This window comes from Haloarcula sp. CGMCC 1.6347 (assembly GCF_037078395.1).
GTDB classification, from domain to species: Archaea; Halobacteriota; Halobacteria; order Halobacteriales; family Haloarculaceae; genus Haloarcula; species Haloarcula amylolytica.
Map to the genome: position 1 here is coordinate 967,843 of NZ_JAYMGX010000002.1, position 26,586 is coordinate 994,428.

The window sequence follows — 26,586 nt, forward strand, 5'->3', positions numbered from 1 at the left end:
CGTTCAAATCCCTCGCAGGGGAATCGACCCACCCGGCGTGTTCCAGCACGCCGGACCTTTGCAGGTCCAGATGGGCAGGTCAAACGCTGATTAAACCGCCTTCTTGAAATAGTTTACTGACGATTGTTAATTGCTGATTGACGAATGTAAGTAGATTCAAGTTTTCTCGTCGTTAAATACTGGTCATCGGTGATTCTATGAGTCCTGCAACGCGAGATTCCGATACCATGCGAAAACAGGCGGACTGGATGGTTCCCTCGGATGATCGAATCCTCGAACTCATCCGAGAGTATGGGAACCTCACGCCGTCTGCTATCGAAGCCAAGGGCGGGCCAGTCCGACAACACGCCAGTAGCCGATGTAGTGAACTGGCCGAATACGGACTGCTCGAACAAGTCCATCGCGGACTCTATGGAATCACCGAAGAGGGTACTGCCTATCTCGACGAGGAACTCGACGCCAGCGAACTCGATCCCGTCGAAGACGCCAACTGACATTCTCTTAGACCCTCGCGAGTCGTGCCGTCACGTCACCGGCCCACTCCGGTAATTCAAGGTCGGCTAACTTGCCGTCGCGCCAGCTCGTCACGATCTCTGTGTCACCATCTCGGGTAAGATCGACGCGCCACTTCCGGCCGTCTTCAGCGGTAATGTCGAACCGTGCCCCACCATCTCCGAGGGCTTTGATGTGTTCAACGCTCACCTCTTCACCAGTGTAGACTTCAATTGTTCCTTCCATACACTGTGGACCGAGGGGAAGAAACGGGTTAAAAAGGTGCTATACTTCCGGGAGAAAAAGGAGGGATGTTCCCGTCATCGAAACTCACTGTTGCTCATTCTAAAATATGATTTGGACACTCCAACAAGGCATAGTGAGTCAATGCCCTTCTGAGGATTCTGAAGAAATACTGATTTTCTGGCCAATTCAAAACAACAAACGTCGTAACCTCCCTATCAGAAGGAGATTAACCATGTTAATTTATTGACTTGGCGTTCGATTTTGGGGTTAAAATGAGTAAATCTACAACAGGAACATCTCAGGAAGGGATTGGACAAGATATTGATACTAATCCGATTCAAGGGTGTGCACACATTTATCAAAGGTATGAGATATCTGGATACTGCGGACGCCCCCTGTGGGAAGGGAGGGACCGGTGCATTTGGCATGCTGATGAAGAAAATAAACCTATTTCTGAATTGCGAGAACAACGTTCTGATGGACCAGAACTATTGGACGGAGCAATACTGAAACAGATCTCAGTAGACGGAGAAATATCCTTTGAGCAGTGCAGTCTGAATAATGTGGACTTTCATGATTCACACTTAAATTCTGTGAGTTTTAGAGGGGCTGAAATTCAAGGGACGAAATTTGATGGGGCAACAATTCATGACACGATATTTACAGGCTCTGATCTTACTAATTGTGGGTTTAACAATGTAGACTTCTCTGAGATAGACTTTGTTAATGTCAGGTTGACTGGGGCTGATTTTAGCGATTTAGACTTGAGGGATAATTCATTTACGCGGTCAGTGATGGCGGGCGTGAATCTTCGTCGCGCTATTTTAAACGGCGTGGACATGTCAGAAACAGATCTCTGGAATGCTAATTGTACTAATGGAGATTTTTCAGGAGTTGATCTATCAAACGCAAATCTATGGTGTGCAGATTTTAGTAGGACAGATCTTAGAGGGGCAGATTTGAGCAGTGCCCGGGTTGTTCGTACTTCTCTAGCGGGAGCAAAATTGAAGAAAGCAGATTTCTCTAATGTCCATATTTCGAGGACCCCAATAAAAAGAGAACAAGTTGGTGGGGCGATTTTCCCACTAGATTCCCTTTTTGAGGATGGTTCGACTTCTTCCCAAGTCCGTATTCGATTTAAATCGAACGAGAGTCTATCTGATCTCGAATTATATAACTTTATTCAGAATCTTAATTTAATGTATAGTATAATAGCAGAAAACCACGATATCATTGAACAATACACCAGTGTAGATTATTATCAGCTAGAGGACCAGAAAGACTCTATCTGGAACGTTTTAGAGTCCAATCCTGACATAAGCATTCCAAACAAGAGATATGAAATCGAATTATTGTCAATTGAGAAAAAGAGTCCGCTGACGATTGTCGCTTCTGGGATAGGAGTTGTATTAGTAACGTCACTAATCCTATCCGGAGGGACTATGTCACTAACAGCCGGTCCTGCAAAGGTACATGTTGAACTAAATTCTATAGGTGATGGCATAGAGGATCTTGCGAATGGCTTGGAGCGGGTTGAGGAAGTATTGGATGATACTGATCCTTCCGAAATGGACAACGAAAATAACTAAATAATATTTGAGCGATTTGCGCGCTGTATTCACCCACGAAAACGCTGCTACCTGCATGAACCACCGTTTTCGATTATCACACAGCATATTTGATTCTTACTCCTCTGCCAGATGTCATTCGCAGGCTATAGTGCAAGAGCAGCGGTTGTTGAATCAAATAGCGTAATTCAACACAATCTGAGCTACTACCTCTCGATCACAAACTCGATACACTCGGTGTCGGTTCTCTCCCTTCACTTCACTCAAATCGTACTCCACCAGTTTCGAGAGCTTTGTCCGCCGGGCCCGCTCCGAAATCGGTGTTTGCTCACGTCCACGGTATGCCTGGTCGGCGATAGCGTCGTACCGATCATGCAGTTCCCCTGCCTCCAGCCCATCGCCCATACGGATCAGTTCGTACAGTAGTTGATGATGGAACGGCAGTGACTCCAGATTCAGCTCGCGGATATGCCGTCGCGCCCGTTCGAACGACTCGCTCACATCCTTGTCAGTAATCCGGTCGTGTTGCAGTTCCTCCGCCCGAAGTGCAGCTTGTCGGAGTGCCTGTATTCCGTTCCGTGCAACACCGGCCACCTCATCAGCAATTGTTTCTAACTGCTCGCGGGTAACTGACTCCGACGGAAGCCCGAGGTTCGCCCGTGCTTCGAGAATGTCCGCCAGCTCGTCGACACTGTAGCGGTCCAGACCGAACTCCGCGAATGACAGCCGCCGCCGGAGTCTCCCATCAAGTCGGGATAACCACTCATCTGGGTCGTGGCAGATAACGACGACAGATAGGTTCTCGACATCTACCAGCCGGTCCAGTGCATCAGTCGATGGGAGACCGTCAGCCTCGTCGAGGACAACGATCACCGGACTGGTGACGCGCTCTTGGAGCTGGATACAAAGGTCCTCGCGAGGGACGTTCACCGACGGGTCACTACCGGGGAGATCGTGAAGGACAGAGCGGACAACACCGGCGGTCGTTTTCCCGAGGCAGCGAACATGGGCCGTTTGAACGTCGGCGTGTCCAGTGAGCTTCTGTAGTGAGTGTCTGGTCAGCGCTGTCTTCCCCACACCTGGTGGACCGTGAATCAGTACGTCGTGGGCCTGATCACCATCAAGTGCCGGTTCCCACGCACGAGATAGGTGGTCAACAGCGGCTTCTCGATGGAGGAGACGACGCGGGAGGTGTTCGTCATCAAAGACAGCAGGGTCGGCGATCATGCTGGGTGAGGGTGAGAACAGGCGGGGATATAAACTGGTGCGACACTTCCGGGAGCGGCTTTCGTTATAGACTTATTATATAATTAACCAGTAGTCAATCAAGTCGTGGTTCGTACGTACTTCTGCGGATAAGTAAAGCCAGATCCTAGGTCGATAAAGCTCTGGGATTGGGAATTTCCCTCAGTGCTTTATCAAAGGCCTGGTGTTCGGTTTCTGGTTTAGCCATCATTTGCCCTGTCTGTCCCTGTAGGTGTGCACCTACTGCACGGGCAATTTCATATGAGAGTTTTGGTGGGACAGCATTTCCTATAAGATTGGTCACATGGACCTGATAAGGGTTACTGAAATCGAAATCATCAGGAATTGTCTGGAGACGTGCACCCTCTCTAACAGTAAGCGCTCGATGGGTGGACGGATCAGGATGTATATGCCGTCCTTTCATCGGTTTATGAAATCCTGTTCTGATAGTGACAGCTGGCTCGTCCCATAGTAGTCGACCAAATAAGTCGTGCCCTGAGTCTTCATAGTCCTTCCAGCAATCTGGTAGAAGGTCTGGTGACAAATCAAACCGATTTCCTCCTTCTGGAATTTGTTTCATCCGTTTGATCGTCAGATCAGAGAAGTTGCGACTATCATGCCAGTTCTCATCAGTTGGTTCTCTTGGTAGATCTCCTATCGCCTCTCGGACTGTTGGAGCCGTTTTTGTAGTGGGCATTGGGAAGAAAGGTGTCCCCGATTTACTTCCAAATATGAACCCACGTTCTCGACGCTGTGGCACCCCATACTCTTCCGCAGAGAGAGTATCCACAATAGTAGTGTATCCCATCTTTTTTGCAGTTCGGACTGCATCCAGACCCTCCTTTGATGAGAGGAATCGAGGTACGTTTTCTAATAAGAAGACTTCTGGATCAATGTCTGAGACCGCTTTAAAAAACTCCCGCCAGAGTGTGTTTCTGTCGTCATCCAGCTCATCTGTCTTACTACTATTTAGATTCGAAAATCCTTGACAGGGGGGTCCTCCTAACACTATATCAGCGTGTGACCATTGCCTAAATCCTGATATTTCAGATATATCGTTTTGGATAACATCGGCATCAAAATTCTCCTTGACAGTTTCTGCTGCCGCATCATACTGATCAACCGCAAGTATCGTCTCAAAACTAAAGTCATCAAAACCGAGATCTGAGTATCCAAGATTTCCTATCCCGTTTAAACATTCTGGATTATCGAAACCTAGTGAGAACCCCCCGGCACCACTGAATAGATCTACTATTTTGAACGTATCTTTAGACATTTGGTTATTGGTAAATACAGCGGCTTAAGTATCAAGATTGGGACGCCGGCGAAACCCTCCGACAAACAGAAAATCGCCAGACCGCGGTTGACTATGTAATTAATACATTTCCTACTATTTCTAATTGGAATTAATGTGTTCAATCCTTATCCAAGTTTGCTCTAGATAGATTCCGCTTCTGGGATACTTTTTTACCATTATCACTTCTTGTGACGACACAATGAATAGCGTCTTCGAAACCGAGTTTCCTTGGAGTGAAAATCAAAAGAGAGTTATTGAACACCGCGATGGACCACTACAAGTCATAGCCTGTGCGGGCTCAGGAAAGACGCATACAATTTCGGCTCGAATTGCAGAAATGGTCAGTGACGGTACTCCTCGCGATCAGATATTGGCTACTACTTTTACCGAAAACGCAGCTGAAGAGCTCAAAGTTCGAATTAGGTACTGGATGGAGGAAGCTGGCTTAGAAAACCAGACGTTGGGCGACATGTTTGTCGACACGATTCACGCATTTTGTCAGGAAGTTCTGACTGAATATGGTGAAAATGAACAAACATATGATTTGTTGACTGATAATGAACAACGTGCTTTCATTTCGGAGCATTTCAGAAGGATCGGTTTAGATAACAACAAGCCAAGAGTAAGGGATGCAAAATACAAGAAAATAGATTGGTTCAAAGAAGACATTAATATACTCCGACGTGAGGAAATTGTTGATGATGTCCGTGAATCTACCGACAAAAAGGCTCGAAATCTAATTGAGTCATATGATAATTACCAGGATTTGTTAGAGCAGTATCACTTCTTTGATTATCAGGAACTCATCTATCGAACTGTCGAATTATTGGAAAGTGATCCTGAGATATTGGAAGAGGTTAGAGACGAGTATAAGTACATTATCGTCGACGAATATCAGGACGTAAACGAGATACAGGAGCACTTGATCCAACTCCTTGCCGGTGAAGACAAAAATCTCTGTGTAGTAGGTGACGATGATCAGTCTATTTATGGGTGGCGGGGTGCCAAACCGGAAAATTTCCTCACTTTTGAGAAGCGATATCAAGCAGAAAAAGAAGTGCTTGCCGAAAACTACCGATCCACAGAACTCATTGTAGATCTGGTTGAAGAATTTATTGGACAAAACAGTAATCGTATCTCGAAGCCTATGGAGAGTTCTACCGGCTTTGAAGTCGGTGACGTGTATCAAAATTACTTTGAACAAGAGACTGAAGAAATAGAATTTGTATTAGATAGAATTGAGGAGTTGATTGGGACGGTATATGAAGATTCGGAAGGAGAAAAACAGACACTCCACCCGGGGGATATCGGGATTCTATTCCGGCGTCGGGCGGATATGGAAGCCTATCAGGATGCGTTACAGGAAAGAGATATTCCATTCACGATTCGGGGACAAAAGAATATCTTCGCCCATCCAATTTCGAATTTCATTCGCTTAGCATTCGGTTTTATTGCAAGAGGCGAAAATCCCAGTTTCCAGGTTGTTGATGTTGAGGCAACCTCACACGTTAATGATGAGATTGAATGGAAGCAGGTTTCAGAAAGAGAACTACGACAGTCAATCCGAGATATTGATTTGATCGCTTCAAGTGAAGAAAAAATAATATCATTCCTGAAAGATAGGCGTAACTGGTATTCAGATCCTTCCAGTAGGCGTATTGAGCCGCAAGAAGAGCTACAAGATCTCTTGGTTGCGATGGGCGTTGGAACACGGATTTCCGAAGACGAAGATCCGGATCCGTTCCCAGAATCAATCATGTATAACCTAGGTAAAGTTAGTGAGCTAATTAAAGAGTTTGAGCGGGTCTATGAGATTATATTCCCGGATCAGATTACTGAGCTAGTTGAATTTTTGGACCAGTCTTACTACTTCGGTGATGCCAATGTGGAGGACGAGACTCTGCTGGATGCTGTTGACCTGCTAACTATCCATGGTGCCAAGGGGATGGAATATCCCGCCGTTTTTGTCCCTTCACTCACAACAAAAAAATTCAACAACAAGCCTCTGATTCCTCGAGCTTATGCTCGACCCGAGAGTTTAGAATGGATTCCTAGAGATATATTCAATTATGAGGCCGAATACGAGGCAACAGAAGAGGAACTACGCCGGCTCTGCTATGTCGCTTTAACGAGAGGCGAGAAATTCTTGCACATAACCGGATCTGAATATAATATCGGCTATTCCCCCCGTCAATCAGAATCCCCATATTATGAAGAACTACGAAAGATCGACCATCCCGGTGTCTTGTACGATCCTGTTCCAGACCCAGCGCCACGGGAACAAAGAGAGATTGAAAATAGTGACAAAGAATACATTTACCCAACATCATTTAGTGAATTAAGATACTATCAAAAATGTCCATATAATTTTAAACTTAGGGACATATATGGATTTGCACCACCTATTGACCAAGCCTTTGGGTATGGTTTTGCAATTCACGATGTCCTCCGTGAAATTCACGAAAGATACGAGCAGGACCAATTCACACTCCCGATATCGCCAGGCGAGATCAGGGAGTTAGTACAAGATCCTGATCGCTTCCACTTGAGATATGCAGCCGGTGAGATAGAAAATAACCTACGGGACTCCGCTCAGGACATTCTTAGCACGTACACGCAGGAATACCAAGATGATATGCTAGCCGCATATCGATCAGAGGTCCCATTTGAAATCGTAATCGGCGATAATGACTCTGATGGAGCGGCTATCGTTTCAGGTGACATTGATTTGCTTGAAAAACGGGATCCACATACAAAAGAAGTTGAAGAGATTGACATAGTCGACTTCAAAACATCAGAAAGACCCGTAGGAGATGAGGAACCAGAGAAACTCAGAGATGCAAGGTTCCAAGTTCAGTTATATGGACTTGCTACGCGGGAAGAGCTGGATCCAAATGTAACAGATGGATATGTTCACTATCTAGATCAAGATGCAACGGAATCCGGATCTGAAAACCCCCACCGGCTTCCGGTCGATCTAGATGACACTAATTTGGATCGAGTAGGTCTGCTAGTTGATAACCATGTAGAAAAAATCATGGACCGAGACTTCCATCCAGAGCCTTCCGAGAAGGTCTGTAGTGAATGCGACTTTAACGACATCTGTGCCCACTCCGAGGCAGACTAACAAGCCAGACAACCCTTACCGCCACCGACTCTCCACACTTGTCCGATACCGCAATCCAAGAACGCTGGTGTTGAACTGCTGAATCATCTCGGGATCCAGATCATCACGCGCTTTCTGGATATTCTCCTCACTCTCGACCAGGTGGGTCAGCGCTGCATCCAATACGTCAGACATTGGCGGATCATCGTGCTGATCTCTCGCGACAATTGCACTCGCCTTATCCAGTAGTCGCTGCCGTTCGTCAGTGATCTTGAGGCTGGTACGTCGGGTCATTGTTTAAACGAGTGTATGTACCGGGGGTTGGTTCGCGTCGTTCTGGAGTGAGCGACAGGGTGATTCTTCATAAACTGGGGCAGGGGCGTCGGCGTGATCGGGGCGACCTCCCAGCCTGACCGGTTCGATTCTATGCACCGTAGCCCACGGCCCACAGCCCACAGGTGCATACATCGAGGATTGGCGTTACATCTGAGTCTGACCCCGTGGGATCGGGCTCGCATCATGGGCTGACCAACTCTAATCGGTAGTCGCCCTCGTCGTCCTGGTCGAGACTCTCGACCTTCGCCCAGTGGTTGCCCACCAGCTCGCCATCCTCGTCGACGACACCACGCTCGCGGAGATCGTCTATCGGTATCGAGACGGTCACACAGCCGCCTGCCGGGGAGAGTTTTCGCATCTCCATGCCACCGGCGGTGCAGTCCCGATACTAAAATTTACTGAGTCCCGGGAATACCGCGATTCGGTGCTTTCTAGCCAGCAGACTGCACGGCCGGAATACGGTCGTACTCACGGCCGGTGCAACCCATGTTCGGAAAGATAGACATCGAAGACGCCCTGGCCGGTGTGATTTTCACCGCCAGCGCGTTCGTCACCAACGGTATCGCTTCAATCAGTCTGCTCGGCTACGATCTCGCTGCCTCTGTGTTCACTGTCCAGGGCACGAGCATCGACCTCGCGTTCCTGCTGTCGCTCGCCGCCCTGGCGATGGCATACGCCACCAACCGCGTGAACGAAAGTCGTAACAAAAACTACCAGCTCGACACCGATCTCGTCGAGATCGCCAAGGGATCGGCCACTGTCGAGACCTACCTCGCGCTCGGGACGCTCGTCATCGTCTTGTTCACCGGGCTGAACATCCTCGGCGCGCAGGATATCGTGGTCGGTTCGGCCGCAATCGGCCTTGTCGTCGTTGGCGTCGAGGCCGCCGGCTACTACGTCATCAGTTACCTGGGGTGAATCCGATGGACCGCATACTTAGCTATGGGCTTATGGGCGTCATCGGCGTCTCTGGGTCCACAATTGCCGCGGCTGTCATCGGCTCCCCGCTCCCCGTCGTCAGTCCCGTCGTCATCGCCGGCGGTGTGATCGCCGCGCACCACGCACAGCAGAAGGATACCGCCGCCGGCGCTGACGACCAAAAGGTTCGCACCAGCGTCGAGCAGGTCGAAACCGACGGGGGCCGGGAACAGTGACCCGCGCCCGCTCCGTCCTGCTCGCCGCACTCATCGTCTGTTCCGCCGTCGTCGGGGCTGTCGGTCCCGCACTGGCACAGACAGCCACCGATAGCGGACCAGTCACCTACGAGTACACCGGTTCCCCAACGACGCTGATTGTTGATACCAGCAATCTCGACGGTGGCACGGAGTTCACCGTCGAGTACACCACGCAGGGCGGCCCGTCCACCGGGACGACCGTCTTAGCCCGTGAGACGTACAACACCGCGAACCTCAAAGAAGATCAATTGCTGTTCTACAACGAGGGCGCGTATGAATCGGTGAACGTCACGGTGTCGGATTACTCCGGCGGCGAACCGATGTTCGACTCTCGGAGCGGGGTTCTCGGCGGGGTGAACCTCGTTCGTACCGTTGTCGGGACCACCGGCGGCGACTCTGATACTACCTGCGACACGTCCGACAAAATCGGTAATATGGTGAGTGGTGTCGATAATCTGGACTGCACGGCACAGCCCGGGAGTACAACCGTCAACACGACGGGTACGGATGCCTCACAAACGAAGCTGGACATCTACCAGTCCGCTCAGAACAGCAAGGCACAGGCAACGAACTACCACACCACGCTGGATAACTACCTGTCCGATACAAAGATTCAGGCACGGATTATCGGTAAGAACGCCTATATCAAGGCCCTGAATAACGGTAGTAGCAAGGCGGCAGCAAAGACTGAGGCTAAATCCGCAGTAGCGGACTACTACGCTGTCAAAGAAGATAATCTGCTGACCGAGTGGGACCTTCAAATGTCAAACACTGAGTATTGGTTTGGCATTGCTGATACCGAATCGGGGATTGATTATCAGTTCGTTGCTCCTGAGCTAACTGTTGATGACCGTGGAGGGGCAAGCCCAACAATCAACTCGTTCGGATCAACCTCTGTAGAGTTGGTTAATGGCACATCCAAGTCTGTGCAAACTGTGAAGATATCTCGGGCTAGCGGGAGCGGGTCTACCACGGTCGGTCCTGAGGATGGCAGGTCGACCCACGTTGAATCTGGCTCCGACCAGTACACTACTGATGGATTGGTCGTTAAGTCTACTAACGACGGCGACCAGTTCTTATTCGTTGATTTCGCGGGGTATAAGACTCAAATGGACGCGATAGAGTCTCAAAACACGCAGGTACAAAACGACATGGATACGCTGGCCGAAAATACCTATAACGCCTATCAGAACGGCGAAATCAACAACAGCGACCTCGTAGACCCCTACGTGCTGGCGTCCCAGCAGTCGGCAGGCGACGACTTCCAGGGCTGGACCGCCGCGCAGCTCACCCTACTCGGAACAAACTCCCCGGAGAACTTCGACCAGATCGGGAGCTTCAACGTCACCACTGGAGACGGCACGCAGTACGAGGGCGTGCTGTTCTCTCAGGAAAACCCCGCCAGCGGACAGTTCGAGAACGGATCGACCTACGATACCGCGAACATCGGCGGCACGCAGTACGTCGTCACCAGTGACCAAATCGTAGAGTTAAACGGGACGTTCACTATCGACAAAATCACCACTACGAGCGGTGAGACCGCTGAGAATGTCACTATCCAGAAAACCACCTATGAAACAACCAACGTTACCGAACTGAAACAGCAGTACGAGGACCTGGCGTACCGGCGCGTACAGATTGAAGCTCGTGAAAAGGCTCTACAGCAGTCTGCTGGCGGTGGTCTGCTCGGTGGTGGTAGTGTCAGCCCCATCGCGGCGTTAGCCATCATCGGCACACTGCTCGCTGTTGTCGTGCTACAGGACTAACCACCCATGCGTTCCATTTTCTTCGTCGCGCTGCTCGTGGTCAGCCTTGGCTGCGTCAGCGTCCCGACCGCCGCACAGTCCGCAGGGAATCTCCCCGCCGAAACACCCGGCCCACAGCCCACAGCCAACGCTACCGACACCACTCGCATCGACGGACAGACCGAGATCGTCGGCTCGGAGTACCTACCGGAAGAGGGTATCGCCCGCATCACGCTCCGGTCGAGCGGAGTCCAGACCGTGACGATCTCCGACGCCGGCCGATTCCAAGAAGGCGGGAAGATTCCCGTCCGCACCGTCGCCATGCGCTCGGACGATACCGCTACTGTCGAGATTCCCGTCACCGAGAAGGACGGCTACATCGGTGTCGCTATTTCCACGGCGAACACGCCACTGTACGCCGAAATCGTCCAACAGCCCTCCGGTGGCGGGCTCGACATCCTCCGTGCGCTGTCGTCGTTACAGGCGTGGCTCGCCGGGGCAACTGTCGCGTTTATCTGGATGATCGTCGCTGGCTACAACGTCATTCGCGGTGAGAACGGCCGTCCGGAGGTAGCATGAAACCTGCACCGACCTTCCAGAACAACCGCGACCGGCTTGTCTACCTGCTTGCCGAGTACAAGCTACTCATCGGTGGGATGCTCGCCGGTGCAGCCGTGCTGTTCGCATACTACCAGCCACAATTGCCGACCCTGCCGACGTGGATTCCCGCCGTCGCCGTCGGCTGGCTTGTGCTGGCGATTCCCTGCTATCTCGTCGGTGCGAAGATCGCCCGCTGGCTTCGCAGGCGTAACTGGGTCGAAGTCCATCACGTCAACGCCGTCGAAGACACCACCGAGAAGTACTACGTCCCGCCGGAACTCTGGCGTGAGAAAGAGATCGACGGCCCCAATCCGTACCCCGTCAACGGTGGGAGTGCGTGGGCCGTCCGCGAGTACGAGTATCTCGAAGACATCGGCCAGCTCCGCGTCGAGGGCGTCTGGCTGGAAGGTTGCCAAGACACCCAGCTGATGACCAGCAAGAAGCAGATGCAGGACATTCACGGCTGGCTTATCGACCGCGCCGAAGAACTCGCCGCGATCCGCGGTCGGTGGAGTCGTGGCAGTGTCGAACTGCAAAAGAAGCTCGTCACCGCCGACGCCGAGGCCAACGAACGCGGCCAGATGATCCAGAAAACAGCGGCAAAAGAAACCTTCGGCGACCTCATCGAAGACGGTGAAGATCCCGAAGACGCACCCACTATCCACGATCTCACCGACGCGCCCGACCCAACAGCAGACGCCGCTGTGGGCTATGGGCAGGACGAACCGGCCAACGAGCAACCGCAGGACCCACGACTAAACGATGACTGACGACGGCAACGACCTCTATACGCCCGCACAGTTTCGCGAGTATCAGGATGGCTACGGCCAACGTGATCCCGACGAGGTACACCAACACGCTGGAATCGTTCGCGATGAAAAGCTATCCCGCTACCTCTCGATTCTCGAAACCCACTACGACCCGCGACACTGTGACCGGCCAGAGAAGATGCCAGGTCAGGCCAAGGACCTCTCGCACGTTCGGGAAATCGTCCGCATCGAAGGCACTGAAACAGCACGGCGGGCCATGGCGAACGGAGATATGCAGTCGCTCAAGCATTTCACTGGTGATGCCGGCCAGCGGGCCGATATCTCCGGTATCAAGGCTATCGACCAGCTCCGGGCACAGATGACGGGTCCCGCACCGATGTTCTACGAATGGGCCGAACCAGGTACAGGGAAGTCGAATTTCGCCTGTCTACTCGGACAGCTCTGGAAGGAACAGCAGCCCTCGGACGCACTTGTCGCATCGAACATCCGCACACTCGAAGAGACCGACGAGTGGACCGACTCGGACGGAGATTGTCGTGACGGCTGGCTCGCTAACTACGGCGAACTGAACGAGTGGCTGAAACAGGACGGTGACCCGATGCACAACGAACAGGTTCCGAAGCTATTCATCTTCGACGAAGCCAGTAGCAACGCAGGCGGGAGCGGGAAAGACGGCTACGATACCAAGACCAAGCTCGGGCCGCTCACGTACAAAATACGGAAGTACGGCGGATCGCTCATCATTATCGGTCACGACGGCCGTGACGTACATCCGCTCGTTCGGGAACTCGGTGTCTGTGTCCACAAGGAAGGGTTGAAAGAGGCGACCTTCTACGAAGACGTGCGGAACCGGAAGGGCGTCAACCCGATTTTCTCCGTATCTGGTATTCCCGAGACGGATTGGCGATACGACGACAAGGAACCGACTACGTGGTCCTGGTCGAGCGGCGAGGATGACGGTGACGAGGTAGACCCGGAAGACCTCTCTCGGAAGCTTGCGATCTACACAGTCATCACGGCCAAGGAGTCTGAACCGGACAGACCAAACCACGAGATTGCCGATTTCGTACCGTACAGCGCCGAATGGATCCGACAGCGCTGGAACGAGTATCAGGACGACGGAAAGCATCGAAACGTGGTTGGTGAGGTGACGGAGCTAACCGCATGACTGCGGCAGGATTCGAGCAACCCAACAACAACCAACCCCCCGGCGCAGCCCTGTTGTTGGCCCATGGCGTGCGCTCGCGGTGCGAGCACGCGCGAGCCATGGGCAACGGCCGAGCACAGCCCGGAGGAGTATCTATATATGACGCACGCGAGGTGCGCGAATGAGTCGAAGCCATAAGGCCAATCACTACGGCACGCTCGTCGAGCGGAAAGCCGCCAAGCGGTACAACCTCGAATTAGATCGGTGCAGCTGGCACGACGCGAAGCGACCCGACGGAACACCGGTTGAAATCAAGGCCGCTATGCATCGGCACAGCGATGGACAACCAGGGACGTTCAAACTCTACGATCAGTACCACGAGAAGTTGCGGTCTGTGAACGGGTGGTACGTTTTTGGTGTTTATAGAGTGCGTGGACGAGGTATAGAATTGTTAAACTCGAAGATGAAGCATTCATCTCGGTTACCTAACTTGAACTGGCATGGTGGCGGAAATCATAGAAATGCTAGTCAGGCTAAAATAAGTTTATCTGAAATTTGCTACTAAATATTTGAAACAATATCCAACGTACGAAAGTCAATGGGGTGGATTAACTATTTACTGCTTCTCAACAATAACTACTTATATATCACATGGATAATCTCACCTCATAGTCTAAATTAAGATGTCAAGCAAAATTGTTGAGCTACTGTTCCGGTTGTTTCCAGATTTTCGCCGCAGTATCCGTGAACGCTCAAAGATTAGATCTGTTCATAAGAATTCACTCCAGCGGTTCAAAATAGATAGGAACGCAATTGCTAATTTTGAGGAAATTGATGAGTCCACACTTGGGTATATCACTGAAAATTATCATTTTAGATTGGTTCAACGGATTAAACAATACGGTATAGAACAAGAGGATAGCCATTATCATATTCCCAATGAAGAAAGACAGAAACAGATACGCAGTGATCTAAAAAAGGTCATTATACTTATTACACTCAGGAATCTTTTATCCTACTTCTTTTGGTTATTGTACATTTTCATTGCTGCAATATTGATTTGGCAGAGTGGAAGTAGCGTTATCCAATTTGTTGAATCCAGTGTTAATTTTGATGTGCTCAGTCAAGCATTAATTCTCTAACTTCACGAGGTGATAGAGGTCTTGGTACTGGTTTCCACTTGTAGAACTTTCCGTCCACGCTGCAGGGAAGTGTCTCATATGTTTTGATACGGACTTCAATTATACCGCACCCATCAATATCATAAGTAAAAGTATGGTATCGGAAATCACCTTCAATGCGGTCTTCTAAGAGGACTCCAACTTCAACTTCAACTTCGCTTGGATCACCTACACCAGTGAATTTGCCTTCTCCCGATATTCCAATGAATATTGTTCCGCCTTTATGATTTGAAAATTCAACAGCTTTCCGTGCTAACTTGAAGTCGTCTTCCGGCACTTGTGGAAAAAAAGTAAGTACTTCTGGTTGTGATTGACTCTTGGCATTGTGTATGTCTTTTTCCTCAAGCGGTGTTTCACCCGAACTCTCTCCCCAATTCATTGCTGATTACGCTTCTCTCGATACTTTTCGATTACTGGGTCAAGCGACAACTCAAATTCAGTACCCGGCTCAGATATTCTGTCCTTAAGATCTTCAAAAAATTCCAGTGGAGGATACCTTTCGTTTGGTTGAAGACCTTCCCAATATTCGTATATAAATGCGAGTTCTCTTACAAAGTCTACAGAAATGAGGACCCGTCTCAAATCAGAAAACGTCTTTATATCGCCCGAGTTGGCCTTGATATGAATTCTCCCATTCTCAGATATATCTGCTGAAATGTAGTTATTATTATAATTAAACATACCTCCTAGCATAGTCAATTCACCTTGTACAGTTAAGATAGATAATAAAACTTGGGTAGAGCGAGTGATGTCTTCAGATTCTGAAGCACGGTTCATTTCTCCAAAGTCGGTCGACTTGCCTCCAGTTATTTTAGCATCTGTGAGTGTGTCAATCTTGAAATTACCGGATATTGAACCATCGTGGCAGGCATTGTAAAACAACCATAAGAGGAAGTCAGAGTCAAAGTCAAGAGACTTGAAAGAATTGTGTTTGCCAGTCCATTCCTGAAAGTTATTTTTTGCACGACTAGATTCACTTTTGCTTCCGCGAATCAGCACAAAATTAGGGTGGACCCAATAGCTGTCAGTGGACTCTACGGATCTAACAGCGAGTTCTTGTATTTCACCCTCATCATTCAAACCGGTTACTTTCTCGAATGTTTCATTCCTAACTTTCACTTCCGTTACTTCTTCTAATAAATCGTGTTCGTAGCTATTTGGATGAATATCCGGAGCAGGATAATACTCAGTGAACGGTTGCTTTGTAATTCCAACAGGAGACTCTTCTACATTTACGAGATCTTCAAATAGAGGACATTTACTCAGTAAAGAGTCGATAGATTCCGTCTCACTGAAAGACAGTATCTCATTAAATACGAGATATCCATCGTAGCTGAAAGACTCATCTGATTTCATAAACAGATGTAGAATTGAATCGAATAAAAAGGTAGGTACTATTTATTGATAGTATAGGCAGAACTCTGAAACCGAGAAGCTGTAGCGGTGTGTTTTGATGATGTGGCCTTAGCCACACCTCTAAACGGAATCACAACCCCCCGGGTTTGATTCCGTTCGGGCGACGGCCGGGCCATTGGCTCGGTCGCGCCTCGATCACGTCGGCGATCGTGCCGAACAGGGAGAGAAAACGGCAAAACAAGCGGTATTTTCGGGGTGCTGGACAGTGATGCCTCTCAGCAGGCGGGCCGCTACTCGGTAGCCAGCCAGCGCCAGGCCGTCCCTCGCGAACCGTCTGCGAGCTGAACCTGGGCCTGCCGGTAGCGCTCTTCGGGCATCCCCGCGTCTTTCCACACCCGGAAGCCCTCGCGAATTGCCTTCCCGTGCTTCTCGATCTCCCCGAACCGCAGGGTCATCTGTGCCTCGCGGGCGTCGTTCACATCAACACCGTGGCGGGCGGCCCACGCGATGAACGCGCTCATCGTGTTCTCCAGCCCACGCTCGGCTGCTTCTGCGGCCTTCGCCGCAGTATCTACGGCTCGCCGAGTGGCTTCACGCGCTTCATCAACGGCGGCGTGAACCATCTCCGCGACGTACTCCGACCGGAGAGACACATCGGCGTAGTCCGATATCACCAAGTCTTCCATCTCTCGAAGCGCTCGCCGAACACTCTCAACATGACGGCCGTACTCGTCGGCGATATCCGCCGGAGCAACCTGCCCGCCGTCTGCCACCAACATCTCCAAGGCTTCCCACTGCACCGGCGAGAGTCCGTCTGAGAGATGGCGCACGACGACACTCTCCTGCTTCTGCTCGACTCGCGTCAGGTCCAGTCCGACCGGTTCGGGACCGGAGTGGTCTACCGCCGGCTCGAAGTACGAATCTTCGACGAATGGGCCGGAATCCGACGGTGAGATATCGATACCCGCATCAGCCAGTACCGACAGCACGGTCTGATCTAACTCCTGTTCCAGCGTCTCCAAGTCGCGCCACCGGACAGTCTCGTCATCATCCAGCAGCGATGCCTGCAGGGACGAACCGACCTTCGGGTGGGATAGCGGATGGTCGTCGGGCACAGACAGCGCCTCACGGGCGTAGTAGTGCTTCACCTCCTTGGGGAGGTGGTGGTCGGGGAACGCCTCTCGAATTCGCTTCGGGCCGAGTGTGGCCGTGTGGTAGTATCCTGGCAGGTTCCGTCCGCGTTCGTCGTCATCGTTCTGGACGATCTTCCGATAGCCGCGACGGTCGGATTCTAACAGGTGGCCCATCGCCGCAATCGGCCCGTCGCGAGCGTGGACCGGCCCACTGGCGTCGCGATGAACCCGGGCGTACTTCTCGGCGTCCTGAACGTTGCTGTAGGGATGTGGCTCCTCGAAGTACCGACCGGTGACGCCGATCTCGATGGCCGCACGCTGCAGTAGCTCGGGATATCGGTGGAACTCGATATTCGACCCTTTCACGCGGACGTTCACACCTTCGCCGAAGCCGTCCGGAACGGGAATTTCGATACGGCTGCCGTCGTCACGTTCGCCCTGCATCCCGGGCCAGCGTGGAGCGACGTGAGCCACGAAATCCTGCTGGCCGACCGAATCCTCTTCGGGATGACGGGCGACCTTCAGCCGGTACTCGCGCATGTTCTGCAGCTGCCAGTCCGTTCCCTGTGGCGTCCGCTCGCCGGGGTGAACGATATTGCTGTCCTGGTAGGAGAGGCGAACGACCCACTGCTCGCCGTCCTGCAGGAACTCGCCGCTCTTTGACCCCTCACCAGCCTTCACCTCGCTGTCCATCGCGAAAAACGGCGCAAGGCCGTCGCTATTGAACAGGAGATTGGCATGGAGTTCGTGAGGGGCCAGCCCTATCGTTCGCATCGCCCCCCGTCAGTCTTGACGGCGGCCACCGCCCGCTCGACCTCGGCTTGACTCTCCGCAAGCGGTTGGAGATTCGTCCAGTCGAACTGAAGGGGTTCACCCGCTTCGACATCGTACAATTCTGAGGCGCGGACGAACCCAGTCACGCCGGAATCACTTCCAGTTTCTCACGAGCACGACCAAGGAGGTTGCCCACAGTACCGGGTGAACGGCCAGTCTTCCGGGCGTACTCGCGCGGCCCATACTGGCCCATGCCCACAGCCTCGTACACCTCTCGCTCGGCGTCAGTCAGTGGCGACAGGTCCGGTTCGTAATCGAACAGCGAAGACTGTGGGCTCACAGACTCTCACCTCCGTCAGTCCGGGCTTCCACTCGACCGCCCTGATTCCGCTGTGGCTGGTCTTCCGGATCGGGGTAGTCGAGTTCTTTCCCAGCTGCAGTTCCCCGCGAGATACGGGGCATACAGTCACAGGCTGGACAGCGGTGGGCGATATCATCGCCATCGCCGAAGGTCCGCCGGAAGTCACGCGAGACATGTGCCCCGCAGTGCTGGCAGTTCGACTTCTCGATAGTTGCGTTCTCGACAAGTCGGTTACTCAAGAGAAACCACCCCCGCTCGGGAAGCGGCCAAATCCTTCGCAAAATCGCAAGACTGCACCCCAAATGATTCGTAACCGTTCGTGGTTCGATTTGATTTCGAGTTTATACGCAGAAGGATCTGCGAGTAAGAATCAGATAGAAGGGCGTAGCCGACGCTTTTCGGGATAGTTCGCCAGAACGAAGTAACGCTATGGACTCGCCGGGATTTGAACCCGGGGCCTCTTCCTTGCGAAGGAAGCGATCTGCCACTGATCTACGAGCCCGCGTGGTCTGCCACTCGAACGCGGAGTTATAAAAACCCTGCGCGTGAGAGCGGCCTTCGATAGCGATTCACACTGTCCCGGCCAGCGGTTCGGACGGGTGGCACAACGACGCTGTCGCGAAGCGACAGGCCCCGAGGCTCAGTCCTCGAGGACGATCTCGATGGAGACGTCGTTGGGAACCTGGATGCGCATCAGCTGGCGCAGTGCCCGTTCGTCGGCGTCGATATCGATGAGCCGCTTGTGGACGCGCATCTCCCAGTGTTCCCACGTCGCGGTCCCCTCGCCGTCGGGGGACTTGCGGGTGGGAACCTCAAGCGTCTTGGTGGGGAGCGGAACCGGACCGGAGAGTTCGACCCCGGTCTTGTTCGCAATCTCCCGCACGTCGGCGCAGATGTCGTCGAGGTCCTCGGGGCTTGTGCCCGCGAGCCGAACGCGTGCCTGCTGGGACATACGTTATCGCTCGTTGACGCTGAGGACTTTGCCGGCGGCGATGGTCTGACCCATGTCGCGGATAGCGAACGAACCGAGCTCCGGAATCTCGGAGGACGGCTCGATGCTGAGCGGCTTCTGTGGGCGGACCGTCACGACGGCAGCGTCCCCGTTCTGGATGAAGTCGGGGTTCTCCTCGGCGACCTCGCCGGAGGACGGGTCGATCTTCTTGTCGATGGACTCGACAGTACAGGCGACCTGTGCCGTGTGGGCGTGGAAGACCGGCGTGTACCCTTCCGTGATGACGGACGGGTGCTGCATCACGACGATCTGGGCCTGGAAGGTCTCGGCGACCGATGGCGGGTCGTCGGCCGGACCACAGACGTCACCGCGTCGGATGTCGTCCTTGCCGACGCCGCGGACGTTGAACCCGACGTTGTCACCGGGCTCGGCCTTCGGGACTTCCTCGTGGTGCATCTCGACGGTCTTCACTTCACCGGAGACGTCAGACGGCTGGAAGCTGACGTTGTCGCCGGTGTTCAGGATACCCGTCTCGACACGGCCGACCGGGACCGTACCGATACCGGAGATGGTGTAGACGTCCTGAATCGGCAGTCGGAGCGGCGCGTCCGTCGGCGGCTCCGGAGCCGGCAGGTTGTTGAGTGCTTCCAGCAGGATTTCGCCGTCGTACCAGTCCGTGTTCTCGGACTCCTCGGCGACATTGTCGCCTTCGAACGCCGAGAGCGGGATGAACTTGGCGTTGTCAGGGTCGAAGCGGACCTGAGTGAGGAGGTCCTTGACCTCTTCGACGACCTGCTTGTACTCGGACTCGCCGTAGTCGACGAGGTCCATCTTGTTGACACCGACGACGAGCTCGCCGATGCCCAGGGTGCGGGCCAGGAACACGTGCTCCTGGGTCTGCGGCTGAACGCCGTCGTCCGCGGCGACGACCAGGACGGCGTTGTCGGCCTGGGACGCGCCGGTAATCATGTTCTTCACGAAGTCGCGGTGACCAGGACAGTCCACGATGGTGAAATCGTAGGCGTCGGTGCTGAACTCCTGGTGGGCGATGTCGATGGTGACACCACGCTCACGCTCTTCGGCGAGGTTGTCCATGACGTAGGCGAACTCGAATCCGCCCTTGCCCTTCTCCTCGGCTTCTTCCTTGTGCTGTTCGATGACGTGCTCCGGTACCGATCCTGTCTCGTACAGGAGTCGGCCGACGAGCGTGCTCTTCCCGTGGTCGACGTGGCCGATAATGGCCAGGTTCTGGTGTTGTTCGTCGCTCATTGTTATCTCTCACGCGCAGAGGCGCTGTATCGGGTTTATTAGCTGGTGGTTCATAAAACGATTTCGAAAGCGTGTAAGCGTCAGCCCGTCGCTTTCTTGCGATTCGGCACGACATGGCATGGTAGTGTGGCACCCAATAGCTTGGTCAGGGAGAACGACCGATACCGACAGTCACGGCCGGGTTTGTGTCCTTCGGAGTGACAAACGGGACTGCCAACTGAGGGAAGCACAGTGAATAAGAGAACGATGCGGGCGTGTCGGAAATCCCGCTGTCTCGTTACAGTCGGCCGATATCGGCAAGCACCGCGCTCGCCGTCTCCGGGCCGCCGGCACCGCGGCCGGAAATGTTGAGTTGGCCGGCGTGCTCGGTTTCCAGCTGAGCGATGTTGCGGGTCCCCGAGACGGCAAGCGGCGCGTTGTCCGGAACGAGCCGCGGGCCGACGCGGACGGAGCCCTCGACGACCTCGGCGATGAGCCGAACGGTCCGGCCGTCAGCCCGTGCGAGTTCGAGCGCACTGCCGGAGATATCCTGAATGCCCTCGACTTCGGCGTCGTCGAGCGTGTATTCCGTCTCGTCATCGGCCAGGACGTTCGCGATGATGACGCCTTTCAGCGCCGCGTCGGTGCCGTCGACGTCGAAGGTCGGGTCGGCCTCGGCGACGCCGAGGTCCTGTGCCTCCGCGAGGACGTGCTCGTAATCGAGACCCTCGGTCGCCATCCGGGAGAGGATGAAATTCGCCGTCCCGTTGAGCACCCCGCGGACGGCGGTGATGTGGCTCGGGTCGAAGTCGTCGATGGTCGAGAGGACCGGCATCGCACCGCCGACGGTTGCCTCGAACAGCACGCCCCCCTCGCTCTCGCGTTCCAGCGCGCGAACGTCGGCGTACCGCTCTGCGACCGGGCCTTTGTTCGCCAGCACGGCGTGGCAGTCTCGTTCAAGCGCGGCCTGAACGTGGCTGAATCCCGGTTCGGCGTCGCCGAGCGTCGTCGGCGTCGCCTCGACGAGTACGTCGTACTCGGCCGAAAGCGCGTCTTCGGGTGCGGCACTGCCGACAACGCCGTCGGTTCGCTTCCGGTCGAGCACCTCGGCAGTGTCGATGCCGGCGCTGTCGATGACGGCACTACTGGAGTCAGCGAACGCGGTGACCGAATGGCCGTGGTCGCTCGCTAATTCGACGACGCTGGATCCGACTGCGCCGGCTCCGATGACGGCGAGTCTCATGCCTCACCTCCCGCAGCGAGCGGCTCGATGACGTGGAGCCCCTTCTCGTCGGCGACAGCACGAATCGAAGTCATCGTCTCGTCGACTGCCCCTTCCTCGGTCGCCAGTCGGATGCGCGCGCTGGAGGCGTCGTCGGTTCCCTCCGGTGCCGACAGCGAGAGGTCGGTCACGGTCGCGTCAGTAGATTCGTGAATCCGCGAAAGTGTGTCAGAGAGGTCTGTGTTGACGAGGTGGCCGGTGAGGATGATCGTCAGCGCCTCGCTGTACTGCTCTGCCCCGGCCTGGATGACGTTGATGCCCGCGTCCCGGAGGGCGTCGACGATCCCGTCGAACCGCTCGGGGGTCGCCTCCAGGTCGACCTCCACGGGAATGTGGCCCCGCGGGGTCACGTTCCCCCGCTCGTGGAAGATAGAGAGGAGGTTCCCGCCGTTCGTGGCGATGGGCTCGAGCGCCCGCAGCAGTTCGCCCGGTTCGTCGACCAGCTCCAGCCGAACTGTGTAGGACCGTACCTCGTCGGTCGAGTCGCTCATCGCCCGCTCACCTCCTGAGTATCTCGGCTCATTGTGGATGACTCAGCAGGGGCACGTATAAGAAACCGTTCGTTTGGTCTCACGGCAGAAAGCGGTCGTACAGGTCGTCGATCCACTCGTTGTACGCCTCGCCGCGAGGCGACCCCCAGGGATTGCGTGAAAAGTAGTACATCGCCGCGAACATCCCCGCAAGCGTCAGTGCCAGCCCCGTCGGCAGGACGAAACTCCAAATGAACGTCGACGTGCCGGCGATGACAGCAGCGACGAGAAGGTCCACAATCTGATGCAGGCGGTCGCTCATACCGTGCTGTTCGACGTCGGTTGACCTAAACGTGGGGCTCAACCCTACTCGTGCCGGATACAGACAGGTGAACGCTACGTTTTTTTGCCTGACAGCAGAGGGATTCGTATGTGTACGCCCTCCAAGCCACATCGCTGTCGACAGGTGCAGCGCTGCTCGCCGTCGGAACGTTCGCCGTCGTCGGAGCGGGCATCGGCGCGCTCGGAAGCGCGGTCGTACGACGACTCTCGAACCCCGTCGCCAGATACCGGCAGTTGTTCCTCGCTATCATACTCCCGTTTACGCTGCTGTCGTACGTCGTCTTTCTGTTGCTCGGACTCGGCCACTTGATTGCCGGCGGGCAGCCCGGAGTCGTCGGAGCAGTGGTAGCGACGTTCGCCGAGCTACTCGCCGCCGGCACCGTCGGACTGGCCGCCTACGCGCCGACTGTCCCGGGTATCCGCAGCGTTCGTGACATCGAACTCTCGACAGGGCGGGCGGTGGTCCGGATGGGGCGGTACGTCCTCGGAATCACTGCGTTGGTGACTGTCGTCGTGGTGCCGCTCGAAGCCGGGCTGTCGCCCCCCGGACTGCTGGCTCTCGTTGCCGTTTTCGCTGTCACCGTACAGGCCGTCTCACCGTGGTTCATCCCGCTAGTGCGGTCGGTCGATAGGCCGGACGAACCGACAGCGGAGACGCTGGAGCGACTCAAAGAGCGTGCGGGACTGACTGTCCGAGACGTCCGGGTGTTCGACACCGAACATGAGAGAACCGCGAACGTGACCGTGCGCGGCGTCCCCGGCTATCGTCGCCTGTTCCTGACGAGCACGTTCCTCGACGTGTTCGACGACGAGACGGCGACGGCCCTGCTCGCAGTCCAGGCCGGCCGCCAGAACGCCCGAGTCCTTGCCCGGGTCGTCGGCGGCCTGCTCGTCGCAGTAGTTCCGCTGTTCGTGGCACTGGCCGGCATCGGCCCGCTGTGGCCCCTCGTCGGCGCGAGTCTCGGACTCATCGTCGTCAGCCAGTGGGTCACCCGCCGCGGGGTTCGGGCCGCCGACGATTACGCGGCCGAGCGCGTCGGCCCGGGTGCCGTCGCGGACGCCCTCGAACGGTACGCCGACATCCACGACATGGAACCGTCGAGACGACGGCTCGCGAACCCGTTCTCGAAATCGCCACCGCTGGGGAACCGAATCGACCGGTTGCGGGGACAAGCGGGAGAGTGAGAGCTGTTCGGTGGCGGAACAAAGAGGGGTCAAAGCGCGGGAAGGCATACCGTGCGCCGACGGCGCGCGGTTTCACTCCGAGCGCGCTCGCAGAGCGCGACTCGGAGGTCGTTTTTAGCGTAGATTTTTACGAGGAGTGGTTCCCGCAGCGCCGCCGTCGGCGGCGCGAGGAAACCCGACGAAGTAAAAAGGTACTTAGAAGTAGTCGATAGCCGGGTTCAGTTCCTGCTTCATGCCCTTGCGCTCGCGGATCTCGCTGATCTTGTCCGGCTGGAGATTGTCGGCGAGGACCTGGAAGCCGGCGTTCTCGGTGTTCCAGGAAGCACGGCCCTCAGTGGCCGAGCGGATGTCGGAGGAGAAGCCAATCATCTCGTCGACCGGCGCGACGCCTTCGACGACCATCAGGTCGCCTTCCTGGTACATGTCGTCGACGCGGCCACGGCGGCCCTGGATCTCGCCGCTCGCAGCGCCCATGTGGTCGTTGGGCACGTCGATGCGGACCTGCTGAATCGGCTCCAGCAGCTTGATGCTGGCGTCGATGAGCGCGTTGTGGACAGCCTCGCGGACGGCCGGGATGACCTGGGCCGGGCCGCGGTGGATGGCGTCCTCGTGGAGGCGAGCGTCGTGGAGACGGATGAGCGACCCCTGGACCGGCTCGGACGCGAGCGGGCCGTCGTCGAGGGCTTCTTCGAGGCCTTCGATGACGAGTTCCATCGTCTCGTTGAGGTGCTGGATACCCTTCGTCTCGTCGAGCAGGATGTTGGTCCCGTGGATGTGCTCGATGTTCTGGGAGTCGTCCTTGTCCATGCCGGCCTCCTGCAGCGCTTCACGGCGCTCCAGTTCTGGCATGTCCATCGACGCCTCGCCCATCTTGATGGTCTCGACGATGTCCTCGCCGAGCGGCTCGATGCTGATGTAGAAGCGGTTGTGGTTGTTCGGCGACCGACCTTCGACTTCGCGGCTGTCTGCCTGCGGGGCCTCGCGGTAGACAACAATCGGCTCACCGGTGTTGATCGGGATGCCCTGGTTGCGCTCGATACGCTGGCCGATGACTTCCAGGTGGAGTTCACCCTGCCCGGAGATGAGGTGCTCGCCGGTGTCCTCGTTAATCTCGACCTGAATGGTCGGGTCTTCCTTGGCGACCTGCTGGAGCGTCTCGATGAGCTTCGGCAGGTCGTCCATGTTCTGTGCCTCGACGGACTTCGTGATGACCGGCTCCGAGATGTGCTCGATGGACTCGAACGGCGTCATCTCCTCGCTGGAGACGGTGGAGCCAGCGATGGCGTCCTTGAGGCCCGTGACGGCGGCGATGTTCCCGGCGGGAACGTGCTCGACTTCCTCGCGCTCGCCACCCATGTAGATACCGACGCTCTGGATGCGGTTCTTGCCCGCAGTTCCGGAGACGTACAGCTCCTGGCCCTTCTCCAGCGTGCCGGAGAAGACACGACCGGCGGCGATTTCGCCAGCGTGGGGGTCGACACCGATGTCGGTAACCATCAGGACGACTTCGCCGTCCTCGTTGACCATCGCCATGTCCTCGGCGAGCTGGGATTCGGCGTCGCCACGCCAGATACGCGGCACGCGCATCGGCTGGGCGTCGACAGGGTTCGGGAAGTGCTCACACACCATGTCGAGCACCACGTCGGACAGCGGCGTGCGCTCGTGGAGTTCCTGGCGGTTGTCGTTGCGCTCGAGCTCCATGATTTCGCCGAAGTCCATGCCGGTCCGCTGCATCGACGGCATCGAGACGCCCCACTTGTACAACGCGGAGCCGAAGCCGACGGTCCCTTCCTCGACGGAAACCGTCCAGTCCTCGATGTCGTCCATCTCCTCGGTCATACCGCGGATGAGGTCGTTGACGTCCTGAATGACCGCGAGCAGGCGCTCCTGCATCTCCTCGGGTCCTTCCTGAAGCTCGGAGATAAGGCGGTCGACCTTGTTGATGAACAGCGTCGGCTTGACGCCCTCGCGGAGCGCCTGCCGGAGCACCGTCTCGGTCTGGGGCATCGCGCCCTCGACGGCGTCGACGACCACCAGCGCGCCGTCGACGGCACGCATCGCACGGGTCACGTCGCCACCGAAGTCGACGTGGCCGGGGGTGTCGATGAGGTTGATGAGGTGGTTCTGGTCCTCGTATTCGTGGGTCATCGAAACGTTAGCCGCGTCGATGGTAATCCCACGTTCCTGTTCGTCTTCCTCAGTGTCCATCGCCAGCTGTTCGCCGGCGGTGTCGTCGGAAATCATGCCGGCACCGGCCAGCAGATTGTCTGTCAGTGTCGTCTTTCCGTGATCGACGTGAGCAGCGATGGCGATGTTCCGGATGTGCTCCGGATCGTCCATCAGTGTCTCACATTCTTGGACGATTTTCTTACGTCGGCCCATTATACAGCTTTCTATCAACAGCAGGGTCAAAAGGATAGTGTTTCACTACGGCCGTGACCGCTTGAAATTCGGCCGTTCGCGTGGGATAGTCTCGCATTAGCAATCGCTCGCAGTCAGAGGAGTATACCCAGCGATTATAATTATTTGCAGTCGGATGAGTAATGATTGCAAAGGTATTAGCGCCAGCCAGCAG

27 protein-coding genes and 1 tRNA gene are annotated in these 26,586 nt (G+C 55.0%); 11 read left to right on the forward strand and 17 right to left on the reverse strand.

Annotated elements, in window-relative coordinates:
- Positions 1-227: 227 nt before the first annotated feature.
- Positions 228-494, forward strand: coding sequence for a PhiH1 repressor (locus VI340_RS13435; RefSeq protein ID WP_336358526.1), 267 nt, complete (start codon positions 228-230; stop codon positions 492-494).
- A gap of 7 nt (positions 495-501) precedes the next feature.
- On the opposite strand, the gene VI340_RS13440 is transcribed toward VI340_RS13435, so the two are convergent.
- Positions 502-738: a hypothetical protein gene (locus VI340_RS13440; protein WP_336358527.1), complete on the reverse strand. Its 237-nt coding sequence runs from the start codon at positions 736-738 to the stop codon at positions 502-504.
- A 272-nt stretch (positions 739-1,010) separates the two neighbouring features.
- Between VI340_RS13440 and VI340_RS13445 the strand changes: the two genes are divergently transcribed.
- On the forward strand, positions 1,011-2,327 hold the full coding sequence (locus tag VI340_RS13445) for a pentapeptide repeat-containing protein (protein WP_336358528.1): 1,317 nt from the start codon (positions 1,011-1,013) through the stop codon (positions 2,325-2,327).
- 153 nt (positions 2,328-2,480) lie between these two features.
- On the opposite strand, the gene VI340_RS13450 is transcribed toward VI340_RS13445, so the two are convergent.
- Together VI340_RS13450 and VI340_RS13455 are read right to left on the reverse strand one after the other, a co-directional pair.
- A complete protein-coding gene (locus tag VI340_RS13450; protein ID WP_336358529.1) occupies positions 2,481-3,533 on the reverse strand; it encodes a Cdc6/Cdc18 family protein in 1,053 nt (350 codons plus the stop codon).
- Positions 3,534-3,678: 145 nt separating this feature from the next.
- Positions 3,679-4,827 carry a DNA cytosine methyltransferase gene (locus VI340_RS13455; RefSeq protein ID WP_336358530.1) on the reverse strand — a complete coding sequence of 383 codons (1,149 nt, stop codon included), beginning with the start codon at positions 4,825-4,827 and terminating at the stop codon, positions 3,679-3,681.
- Positions 4,828-5,047: 220 nt separating this feature from the next.
- On the opposite strand from VI340_RS13455, the gene VI340_RS13460 reads away from it, so the two are divergent.
- Positions 5,048-7,975, forward strand: coding sequence for an ATP-dependent helicase (locus VI340_RS13460; RefSeq protein WP_336358531.1), 2,928 nt, complete (start codon positions 5,048-5,050; stop codon positions 7,973-7,975).
- 15 nt (positions 7,976-7,990) lie between these two features.
- Here VI340_RS13460 and VI340_RS19855 read toward each other — a convergent pair whose 3' ends face one another.
- Entirely contained in the window at positions 7,991-8,248 is a 258-nt protein-coding gene (locus VI340_RS19855; protein ID WP_442905123.1) for a DUF7386 family protein, read from the reverse strand.
- A 223-nt stretch (positions 8,249-8,471) separates the two neighbouring features.
- Entirely contained in the window at positions 8,472-8,654 is a 183-nt protein-coding gene (locus VI340_RS13470; RefSeq protein WP_005537171.1) for a hypothetical protein, read from the reverse strand.
- A 122-nt stretch (positions 8,655-8,776) separates the two neighbouring features.
- On the opposite strand from VI340_RS13470, the gene VI340_RS13475 reads away from it, so the two are divergent.
- The 7 genes from VI340_RS13475 to VI340_RS19860 all read left to right on the forward strand — a co-directional run bounded on the left by VI340_RS13475 (position 8,777) and on the right by VI340_RS19860 (position 14,292).
- Positions 8,777-9,208 carry a hypothetical protein gene (locus VI340_RS13475; RefSeq protein ID WP_049939178.1) on the forward strand — a complete coding sequence of 144 codons (432 nt, stop codon included), beginning with the start codon at positions 8,777-8,779 and terminating at the stop codon, positions 9,206-9,208.
- A 5-nt stretch (positions 9,209-9,213) separates the two neighbouring features.
- A complete protein-coding gene (locus VI340_RS13480) occupies positions 9,214-9,444 on the forward strand; it encodes a hypothetical protein (protein ID WP_336358533.1) in 231 nt (76 codons plus the stop codon).
- Entirely contained in the window at positions 9,441-11,231 is a 1,791-nt protein-coding gene (locus VI340_RS13485; RefSeq protein WP_336358534.1) for a hypothetical protein, read from the forward strand. The genes VI340_RS13480 and VI340_RS13485 overlap by 4 nt, the downstream gene beginning before the upstream one ends.
- A 6-nt stretch (positions 11,232-11,237) precedes the next feature.
- Positions 11,238-11,789 carry a hypothetical protein gene (locus VI340_RS13490; protein WP_336358535.1) on the forward strand — a complete coding sequence of 184 codons (552 nt, stop codon included), beginning with the start codon at positions 11,238-11,240 and terminating at the stop codon, positions 11,787-11,789.
- The gene (locus VI340_RS13495; protein WP_336358536.1) at positions 11,786-12,580 is read left to right on the forward strand and encodes a hypothetical protein; all 795 of its coding nucleotides are present in this window, start codon (positions 11,786-11,788) and stop codon (positions 12,578-12,580) included. The genes VI340_RS13490 and VI340_RS13495 overlap by 4 nt, the downstream gene beginning before the upstream one ends.
- The gene (locus tag VI340_RS13500; protein WP_336358537.1) at positions 12,573-13,748 is read left to right on the forward strand and encodes a hypothetical protein; all 1,176 of its coding nucleotides are present in this window, start codon (positions 12,573-12,575) and stop codon (positions 13,746-13,748) included. Before VI340_RS13495 ends, VI340_RS13500 begins: the two co-directional genes overlap by 8 nt.
- Positions 13,749-13,908: 160 nt before the next feature.
- Positions 13,909-14,292 (forward strand): hypothetical protein, encoded by a 384-nt coding sequence (locus VI340_RS19860; protein WP_442905124.1) that lies wholly within the window; start codon positions 13,909-13,911, stop codon positions 14,290-14,292.
- A gap of 554 nt (positions 14,293-14,846) precedes the next feature.
- Here VI340_RS19860 and VI340_RS13505 read toward each other — a convergent pair.
- The 11 genes from VI340_RS13505 to VI340_RS13555 all read right to left on the reverse strand — a co-directional run bounded on the left by VI340_RS13505 (position 14,847) and on the right by VI340_RS13555 (position 22,806).
- Positions 14,847-15,287, reverse strand: a complete 441-nt coding sequence (locus tag VI340_RS13505) for an AlbA family DNA-binding domain-containing protein (protein WP_336358538.1) — start codon at positions 15,285-15,287, stop codon at positions 14,847-14,849.
- Positions 15,284-16,264, reverse strand: coding sequence for a hypothetical protein (locus VI340_RS13510; RefSeq protein WP_336358539.1), 981 nt, complete (start codon positions 16,262-16,264; stop codon positions 15,284-15,286). The genes VI340_RS13505 and VI340_RS13510 overlap by 4 nt, the downstream gene beginning before the upstream one ends.
- A 290-nt stretch (positions 16,265-16,554) precedes the next feature.
- Positions 16,555-18,171, reverse strand: a complete 1,617-nt coding sequence (locus VI340_RS13515) for a DUF7845 domain-containing protein (RefSeq protein ID WP_336358540.1) — start codon at positions 18,169-18,171, stop codon at positions 16,555-16,557.
- Positions 18,172-18,313: 142 nt separating this feature from the next.
- Positions 18,314-18,511 (reverse strand): helix-turn-helix transcriptional regulator, encoded by a 198-nt coding sequence (locus VI340_RS13520; protein ID WP_336358541.1) that lies wholly within the window; start codon positions 18,509-18,511, stop codon positions 18,314-18,316.
- Complete coding sequence (locus VI340_RS13525) at positions 18,508-18,771, reverse strand: DUF7563 family protein (RefSeq protein ID WP_004590698.1); 264 nt, start codon at positions 18,769-18,771, stop codon at positions 18,508-18,510. Before VI340_RS13525 ends, VI340_RS13520 begins: the two co-directional genes overlap by 4 nt.
- A gap of 191 nt (positions 18,772-18,962) precedes the next feature.
- Positions 18,963-19,034 (reverse strand) — tRNA-Ala (locus tag VI340_RS13530).
- Positions 19,035-19,172: 138 nt separating this feature from the next.
- Positions 19,173-19,484 carry a 30S ribosomal protein S10 gene (gene rpsJ / locus VI340_RS13535; RefSeq protein ID WP_004515425.1) on the reverse strand — a complete coding sequence of 104 codons (312 nt, stop codon included), beginning with the start codon at positions 19,482-19,484 and terminating at the stop codon, positions 19,173-19,175.
- Positions 19,485-19,487: 3 nt separating this feature from the next.
- Positions 19,488-20,753 (reverse strand): translation elongation factor EF-1 subunit alpha, encoded by a 1,266-nt coding sequence (gene tuf, locus VI340_RS13540; RefSeq protein WP_005537153.1) that lies wholly within the window; start codon positions 20,751-20,753, stop codon positions 19,488-19,490.
- A gap of 277 nt (positions 20,754-21,030) precedes the next feature.
- Positions 21,031-21,975, reverse strand: coding sequence for a homoserine dehydrogenase (locus VI340_RS13545; RefSeq protein WP_008307544.1), 945 nt, complete (start codon positions 21,973-21,975; stop codon positions 21,031-21,033).
- The gene (locus tag VI340_RS13550) at positions 21,972-22,505 is read right to left on the reverse strand and encodes an amino acid-binding protein (RefSeq protein WP_008307542.1); all 534 of its coding nucleotides are present in this window, start codon (positions 22,503-22,505) and stop codon (positions 21,972-21,974) included. Before VI340_RS13550 ends, VI340_RS13545 begins: the two co-directional genes overlap by 4 nt.
- Positions 22,506-22,584: 79 nt before the next feature.
- The gene (locus VI340_RS13555; RefSeq protein WP_004959077.1) at positions 22,585-22,806 is read right to left on the reverse strand and encodes a hypothetical protein; all 222 of its coding nucleotides are present in this window, start codon (positions 22,804-22,806) and stop codon (positions 22,585-22,587) included.
- A 152-nt stretch (positions 22,807-22,958) separates the two neighbouring features.
- On the opposite strand from VI340_RS13555, the gene VI340_RS13560 reads away from it, so the two are divergent.
- Positions 22,959-24,011: a peptidase gene (locus tag VI340_RS13560; protein WP_336358732.1), complete on the forward strand. Its 1,053-nt coding sequence runs from the start codon at positions 22,959-22,961 to the stop codon at positions 24,009-24,011.
- A 195-nt stretch (positions 24,012-24,206) separates the two neighbouring features.
- Here VI340_RS13560 and VI340_RS13565 read toward each other — a convergent pair whose 3' ends face one another.
- Positions 24,207-26,393 carry an elongation factor EF-2 gene (locus VI340_RS13565; protein ID WP_008307537.1) on the reverse strand — a complete coding sequence of 729 codons (2,187 nt, stop codon included), beginning with the start codon at positions 26,391-26,393 and terminating at the stop codon, positions 24,207-24,209.
- Positions 26,394-26,586 lie beyond the last annotated feature (193 nt).

Coding starts and splice junctions, on each gene's coding strand:
- VI340_RS13435 (WP_336358526.1), top strand. CDS start 228: ATGCGAAAACAGGCGGACTGGATGGTTCCCTCGGATGATCGAATCCTC.
- VI340_RS13440 (WP_336358527.1), bottom strand. CDS start 738: ATGGAAGGAACAATTGAAGTCTACACTGGTGAAGAGGTGAGCGTTGAA.
- VI340_RS13445 (WP_336358528.1), top strand. CDS start 1,011: ATGAGTAAATCTACAACAGGAACATCTCAGGAAGGGATTGGACAAGAT.
- VI340_RS13450 (WP_336358529.1), bottom strand. CDS start 3,533: ATGATCGCCGACCCTGCTGTCTTTGATGACGAACACCTCCCGCGTCGT.
- VI340_RS13455 (WP_336358530.1), bottom strand. CDS start 4,827: ATGTCTAAAGATACGTTCAAAATAGTAGATCTATTCAGTGGTGCCGGG.
- VI340_RS13460 (WP_336358531.1), top strand. CDS start 5,048: ATGAATAGCGTCTTCGAAACCGAGTTTCCTTGGAGTGAAAATCAAAAG.
- VI340_RS19855 (WP_442905123.1), bottom strand. CDS start 8,248: ATGACCCGACGTACCAGCCTCAAGATCACTGACGAACGGCAGCGACTA.
- VI340_RS13470 (WP_005537171.1), bottom strand. CDS start 8,654: ATGGAGATGCGAAAACTCTCCCCGGCAGGCGGCTGTGTGACCGTCTCG.
- VI340_RS13475 (WP_049939178.1), top strand. CDS start 8,777: ATGTTCGGAAAGATAGACATCGAAGACGCCCTGGCCGGTGTGATTTTC.
- VI340_RS13480 (WP_336358533.1), top strand. CDS start 9,214: ATGGACCGCATACTTAGCTATGGGCTTATGGGCGTCATCGGCGTCTCT.
- VI340_RS13490 (WP_336358535.1), top strand. CDS start 11,238: ATGCGTTCCATTTTCTTCGTCGCGCTGCTCGTGGTCAGCCTTGGCTGC.
- VI340_RS13495 (WP_336358536.1), top strand. CDS start 11,786: ATGAAACCTGCACCGACCTTCCAGAACAACCGCGACCGGCTTGTCTAC.
- VI340_RS13500 (WP_336358537.1), top strand. CDS start 12,573: ATGACTGACGACGGCAACGACCTCTATACGCCCGCACAGTTTCGCGAG.
- VI340_RS19860 (WP_442905124.1), top strand. CDS start 13,909: ATGAGTCGAAGCCATAAGGCCAATCACTACGGCACGCTCGTCGAGCGG.
- VI340_RS13505 (WP_336358538.1), bottom strand. CDS start 15,287: ATGAATTGGGGAGAGAGTTCGGGTGAAACACCGCTTGAGGAAAAAGAC.
- VI340_RS13510 (WP_336358539.1), bottom strand. CDS start 16,264: ATGAAATCAGATGAGTCTTTCAGCTACGATGGATATCTCGTATTTAAT.
- VI340_RS13515 (WP_336358540.1), bottom strand. CDS start 18,171: ATGCGAACGATAGGGCTGGCCCCTCACGAACTCCATGCCAATCTCCTG.
- rpsJ (WP_004515425.1), bottom strand. CDS start 19,484: ATGTCCCAGCAGGCACGCGTTCGGCTCGCGGGCACAAGCCCCGAGGAC.
- tuf (WP_005537153.1), bottom strand. CDS start 20,753: ATGAGCGACGAACAACACCAGAACCTGGCCATTATCGGCCACGTCGAC.
- VI340_RS13545 (WP_008307544.1), bottom strand. CDS start 21,975: ATGAGACTCGCCGTCATCGGAGCCGGCGCAGTCGGATCCAGCGTCGTC.
- VI340_RS13550 (WP_008307542.1), bottom strand. CDS start 22,505: ATGAGCGACTCGACCGACGAGGTACGGTCCTACACAGTTCGGCTGGAG.
- VI340_RS13555 (WP_004959077.1), bottom strand. CDS start 22,806: ATGAGCGACCGCCTGCATCAGATTGTGGACCTTCTCGTCGCTGCTGTC.
- VI340_RS13565 (WP_008307537.1), bottom strand. CDS start 26,393: ATGGGCCGACGTAAGAAAATCGTCCAAGAATGTGAGACACTGATGGAC.